Raw genomic sequence first — 5,777 nt, forward strand, 5'->3', positions numbered from 1 at the left:
AAGAGCTGACGGTTCGGTCCGAAGAGACCGACAGGATGATTCTCGAAGATGTGTCGTTCGTCATCAGGCAGGGCGAGATCGTCGGGGTCGCCGGAGTGGAGGGCAACGGTCAGGCCCCGCTCGTCGAAGCCTTGATGGGAATACTTCCTCTCGAACGTGGAGCCGTCGAACTGCTCGGCAACGACATCACGACATGGACCAACTTGCGACGGCGTGAGGCAGGACTCGGTCTCATTCCCGAGGATCGTCAGCGTCAGGGGCTGCTGCTGCCGGAGCCACTGTGGGAGAACGCCATGCTGGGGCATCAGACGGTCCCGCCGTTCAGTCGCGGGTTGTGGATCGATCGCAATGGCGCCCGACGACGCACCGGCGACATCATCACGTCCTATGGGGTCAAGACCCCGGGAGTCGATATTCCGGCGATGGCCCTCTCGGGTGGGAACCAGCAGAAGCTGATCGTTGGACGTGAGATGTTGGCGGAACCGGCCGTGCTGATCGCCGCACAGCCGACGCGGGGGATCGACGTTGGCGCCCAGGCGTCGGTGTGGGATCAGCTACGCAACGCCCGCGCTGCGGGACTGGCCGTGTTGTTGATCTCTGCCGACCTGGAAGAACTTATCGGCCTCTCGGACACGCTGTACGTGATCCTGCGAGGCCGACTGGTTGCACGGCTCGATCCGAAGACCGCAACGCCTGAAGAACTCGGGTCCTACATGACCGGCGTGAGGAGCGCTACATGAACCTGCGCCGAATGATGACGAGCCTGCTGGCGCCGATCGGAGCGCTGGCGTTTTCTTTCGTCGTCGCTTCCGTCGCTTTGCTGCTGGTCGGAGTGAACCCGTTCACGGCGTTCGCGGAGATGGGCAAGTTCGCGTGGAGCGAGGCGTCGCTGGTCTCCATCGCCAACCGGACGGTGCCGCTGTTCCTCTCTGGCCTGGCTGTCGCCATCGGGTTCAAGATGGGTCTGTTCAACATCGGTGTGGAAGGTCAGTACCTCCTGGCTGCCGTGTTCGCCGCCTACTTCGGAGCGCTCGTCAACCTGCCTCCCGTGCTGCACGTTCTCTTCATCGTCCTGGTCGCAATGATCGTCGGAGCTCTGTGGTCCGGTATCGCCGGCGTGTTGAAGGTCAAGCGGGGCGTTCACGAGGTGATCAGCACGATCATGCTCAATGCGATAGCGGTCGGGTTGGTCGCCTGGCTCTTGGCGAATTTCTTCCGAAAGGTCGATCCGGGGGACCTGAACATCAAGACGGCGGAACTGCCACACAGCGCCTGGTTCCCGTCGTTGAACCCTCTGCTGGAGGCCATCGGAATCAAACCACCTGCCGGCCCTTCGATGCAGGGTTTCCTGCTCGTTGCGATCGTGGTCGGAATCATCTACTACCTGATCGTCTGGCGCAGCCGGTACGGATTCGAACTGCGTTCCTCCGGCATCAATCCTGACGCCGCGCGGATGAGCGGTGTCGATCCGGACCGCATGGTGATCCAGACGATGCTCATCTCCGGGGCGTTCGCCGGACTCGTCGGCATCTCGCCGCTCCTCGGCTTCTTTCACAGGTACACCCAGGATTTCTCTACGGGACTCGGGTTTACCGGCATCGCCGTCGCCTTGCTGGGAAGGAACCATCCCGTGGGTATTGCGTTCGGTGCGTTCCTCTTTGCTTTCATGGATCGTTCCGCGCTGATCCTCGATCTCAAAGGCATTCCGAGGGAGATCGTGACGATCATCCAGGGTGTGGTCGTGCTCGCCGTGGTGGTCGCCTACGAGATCGTTACGCGCATGACCCAGCGCCAGGAAGTCGCCGCTGCCGCCGAGGCGGCGAAGGCGGACCTGGAGGAAGTGGCATGAAGCTCTGGCAGCCGAAGACGAAGCTGAGGCGCCGACTGTGGGCCGCGGCCCTGTGGGGGTCCTCGGGAATCCTCATGCTTGCCATCGTGCAGTCTATAGCCGGCACGCAGGAGCTGACGTCACATGGCACGTTCGGTGCCGCACTTCGAATGGCCATGCCGATCATGCTCGCCGGTCTTGGTGCGGTGTACTCGGAACGATCCGGTGTCGTCAACATCGGCCTCGAAGGCATGATGATCATGGGTACCTGGTTCAGTGCATGGGGAGCGTGGCAGTTCGGGAATCCCTGGTGGGGTGTCCTCTTTGGCATCCTCGGCGGGGCGATGGGTGGTCTGATCCACGCGATCGCGACCGTCACCTTTGCCGTTGACCACATCGTGTCGGGGGTGGCGATCAACATCCTGGCCGCAGGGGGGATGCGCTTTCTGTCTGCCGTGTCCTACGGTCCGGACAGCGGCGGTGGTGCCACCCAGTCGCCCCACGTGTCGGGGATCGGCACGTTCAGCACGCCGTTCCTGGCAGGCGGGAAGCTCTTCGGCTGGAAGAGTCCCGACTTCTTCGGGTGGCTCGAATCGCATCACTGGTTCTTCATCTCTGACATCGGAGGGTTGCTACGCGGGATGACCGGAGGTCTGTCCTGGTTGACGCTGCTGGCTCTGCTTCTCGTTCCCGCAACGATGTGGTTGCTGTGGAAGACACCTTGGGGTCTTCGTGCGGGGAGAATCCATACTCTGCCGAGTCGCTTGGTGTATCCGTGCTGAAGATGAAGTACTACGGCGTCGTCATCTCCGGAGCCATGGCCGGCCTGGGAGGTACGATGCTGGTCCTCGTACAGGCCGGTATCTATCGGGAGGGCCAGACCGCAGGGCGAGGCTTCATCGGCCTTGCCGCTCTGATCTTCGGAAACTGGAACCCAGCGGGTGTGCTGGCCGGCGCTTCACTGTTCGGATTCGCCGACGCCCTCCGGTTGCGATCCGAAGAAGCCGTGCACGCGCTCTTGTTGTTCATCGCCGTGCTGCTCGCGGTCCTGGCATTCTGGCTGATCTATCGTCGCCGCTGGATTCCGGCAGCCACGACGGGGTTCTTCGTCGTGCTGTTCACCGTCCTGTATCTGACGGTCGCTGTCGTCCCCACGCAGTTCATCGCCTTCACGCCGCATCTCACGACGCTGCTGGTGCTGGGGCTGGCCACCCAGCGGCTTCGCATGCCCGCGGCAGATGGCCTTCGGTACCGAAAAGGGGAAGCGGTCTAGCTACGCACGTACCTGGTACCTGGTACTTGGTACTTGGAGGACGCGCGGATAGGGCGTTCATCAGGCGAGGCGGACTCGCGACTATGCGCTGACAAAGATGCATATGTCCAGATCAGATACCCCAGCGCCTGGTCAGGCCTCCTGCCGCAGGCACTCCACCTTATCCCTATCCGCTGATCCTCTTGGTACCAGCAGGAGCCGCGACGCTCGCCGTACGGTCTCGGCGATACGAAATACGAAGTACGAAGTACGAAATACCTGCTCGGCAACCGTCGAACCGTTCCCGACGGATGACCTCGTATCAACCGAGAACTGGGGTCACTTGGTCGGGCGGCCCCAGAACTCCAGTTCGGCGATCGCCAGTTCGTTGTACGGAGTCTGACCGTCGACGGACTGGGACTCGTACGTCGATGTGACCTTGAAGGTGATCTGGGTAGTGCTGAAACTCGTCACCGCGATCGGCTGTGCCCTGTTCGTGTTCTCGAGTTGGTCGATGAACGGGGCGTCCGGCAGATCGTCGAAACTGATCTCGAAGCCTTTGACCTTGTAGTTCATCGTGAACTTCTTATCGTCCGAGACGTTCTTGAAGACGATCGTCTGCAGAGCGTATGGCTGTGCGAACGTCACCTCGATCACGGCACCCTTGCCTTTCGCAGAGGCGTCGTTCCAGTACGTGCTGTCTTGACCGTCGAAGAGGTTGTCACAGGAGAGGCTCTCGTTGAGTTCGCTGGAGCAGCGCCAGTTGATCGGTCTTCATCGGCACTGCAGCTATGGTCGTCGATGTGGTGGAGGATGTCGGAGGGACGACAGGTTCCTTGCTGCCGAACAGCGAGTTGAACGCGAACGCGAGGAGAGCCACGACGGCAACCGTTCCGAAAATCACTGCAAGAGCGCGCGCTCCGGCGGTCGTGCGGATCATGGGCTGGGGTGCTACCGGCAGTGGACCCTGGGTGAGGCGGGCGCCACACTGCTCGCAGTGACGGTTCGTGGACGGGTTGGAGGCCCCACATGAGGGGCACGTCACGGCGTCGACGATCGGGGTCACCGGGGCGAGTCGTTCATCCTCTTGGCCCTTCGGAGGCTCATCGAGGGCAAACTTCTCGTACCCGGTGGATGGAATCGGACCGACCCACTGTCCGCAGTTGGGGCAGAACTCCTGCTCCTCGAAGACCTCTCCACAGTTGCTGCATGTAATCTGTGCCAACGGTGCCTTCCTCGCTCAGTTGCTATTCTGCCACGCGCGTGCCATCTCTCGCGATCAGAACGGCGGAAACTTGGACAGCCGGCAATCTCCTCGGCGGTCTTGTCCTCGTCGCGCTCGTCACACTCGTATCAATCGCCATCATTCGTGTCACCCGCCGTCGGTAGCATCATCCCCACATGAAGTATCTCTGCTCGGCGTGCGGACATCGATCCGCGAAGTGGATGGGCTTCTGTCCGCAGTGTGGTTCGAGAGAGGCGCTGGTCGAGGATCGGACCACGCGACGCGTCGCGCCGCCGGAAGTCGTCCCGGTGGCGTCCGCAGCCGCTTCGGCAGGCGATCGTTCTCCGGTCGGTATCGGTGAGATCGACAGGGTGCTCGGAGGCGGGGTCGTTCCCGGGGCGGTGCTGCTTCTCGGTGGTGAACCCGGTGTAGGCAAATCCACCCTTCTCTTGCAGGCTGCGGGCTCGTTCGCTGCGGCAGGGCGCAGCGTGCTGATCGCAACCGCAGAGGAATCTTTGCATCAGGTCGGGTTGCGGGCCAAACGTCTCGGCGTGGATTCTCCGCGAGTGTCACTCGTTGCCGATTCCGATATCGATGCGATCCTTGCTGTTGCCGACGAGATGCGGCCGGAGCTGCTCATCGTTGATTCCATTCAGACGGTCTCCGCGTCCGCAATCGGATCCGTGCCTGGTTCGGTCTCCCAGGTCAGAGAGTGTGCAGCCAGAGTCATCCAATATGCCAAGGAGCACGCAACTGCTGCAGTGCTCGTTGGGCACATAACCAAGGACGGAGGCATCGCGGGTCCCAAGACGCTGGAACACATGGTGGACGTCGTGCTGTACCTCGAGGGCGAGAGCAACATGGGGTTGCGCGCTCTGCGGGGGCTGAAGAACCGGTTCGGACCGACCCATCGGCTTGGTCTGTTCGAGATGCGCAGCGGGGGCCTAGCAGAGGTCGAGGACCCGTCTGCAGCGTTTCTCTCCGACTGGAGAGGTTCTTCGGCGGGGACGGTCGTGTTCCCAACGGTCGAGGGCAGACGCCCGGTCTTGGTGGAGGTCCAGGCCCTCGTGTCGCCGAGTTCGGTGCCGCAGCCGCGACGCAGCGTCCGTGGTCTGCAACCGGCACGCGTTCATCAGCTTCTCGCCGTCATGGAACGTCATGCAGGCCTTGGCTTCTCCGCACACGAGGTGTATGTGAACGTCGTCGGGGGGATTCAGGTGTCCGAACCCGGTGCCGACCTTCCGGTCGCGCTTGCACTTGCGTCTTCCCTGCTCGACCGGCCGCTGGGATCGCTGGCGTCATGGGGCGAAATCGGCCTGACCGGCGAGGTCCGTCCAGTCGCTCACGAGCGAAGGCGTCGAGAAGAGTCGGCCCGTCTGGGTATCGAACGGGTGGTCGGCCCGAAGAGCGGTGCTCCCTCCAGTCTGCGCGACGCGCTGGAGAAGGCGTTCGGCTGACACGGCGCCCCTCTT

At 62.4% G+C, this 5,777-nt stretch carries 5 protein-coding genes and 1 pseudogene; 4 read left to right on the forward strand and 2 right to left on the reverse strand.

Going from position 1 to position 5,777, the window contains the following annotated elements:
- From GWP04_12690 to GWP04_12700, 3 genes and pseudogenes are all read left to right on the forward strand, one after another.
- Positions 1 to 740: ATP-binding cassette domain-containing protein (locus tag GWP04_12690; GenBank protein NIA26394.1), on the forward strand; the 740-nt coding region annotated here is incomplete at its 5' end.
- A complete protein-coding gene (locus GWP04_12695; GenBank protein NIA26395.1) occupies positions 737 to 1,849 on the forward strand; it encodes an ABC transporter permease in 1,113 nt (370 codons plus the stop codon). The genes GWP04_12690 and GWP04_12695, both read left to right, overlap by 4 nt.
- A pseudogene (locus GWP04_12700) lies at positions 1,846 to 3,101 on the forward strand (ABC transporter permease). The gene GWP04_12695 and the pseudogene GWP04_12700 overlap by 4 nt, the downstream one beginning before the upstream one ends.
- Before the next feature lie 318 nt (positions 3,102 to 3,419).
- Here GWP04_12700 and GWP04_12705 read toward each other — a convergent pair.
- A complete protein-coding gene (locus GWP04_12705) occupies positions 3,420 to 3,737 on the reverse strand; it encodes a hypothetical protein (GenBank protein ID NIA26396.1) in 318 nt (105 codons plus the stop codon).
- 64 nt (positions 3,738 to 3,801) lie between these two features.
- Positions 3,802 to 4,125 carry a zinc-ribbon domain-containing protein gene (locus GWP04_12710; protein ID NIA26397.1) on the reverse strand — a complete coding sequence of 108 codons (324 nt, stop codon included), beginning with the start codon at positions 4,123 to 4,125 and terminating at the stop codon, positions 3,802 to 3,804.
- 356 nt (positions 4,126 to 4,481) lie between these two features.
- Between GWP04_12710 and radA the strand changes: the two genes are divergently transcribed.
- Positions 4,482 to 5,762 (forward strand): DNA repair protein RadA, encoded by a 1,281-nt coding sequence (gene radA, locus GWP04_12715; GenBank protein ID NIA26398.1) that lies wholly within the window; start codon positions 4,482 to 4,484, stop codon positions 5,760 to 5,762.
- Positions 5,763 to 5,777: the final 15 nt, after the last annotated feature.

This window comes from Gammaproteobacteria bacterium (assembly GCA_011682695.1).
Lineage (GTDB): Bacteria > Actinomycetota > Acidimicrobiia > Spongiisociales > UBA4744 > BMS3Bbin01.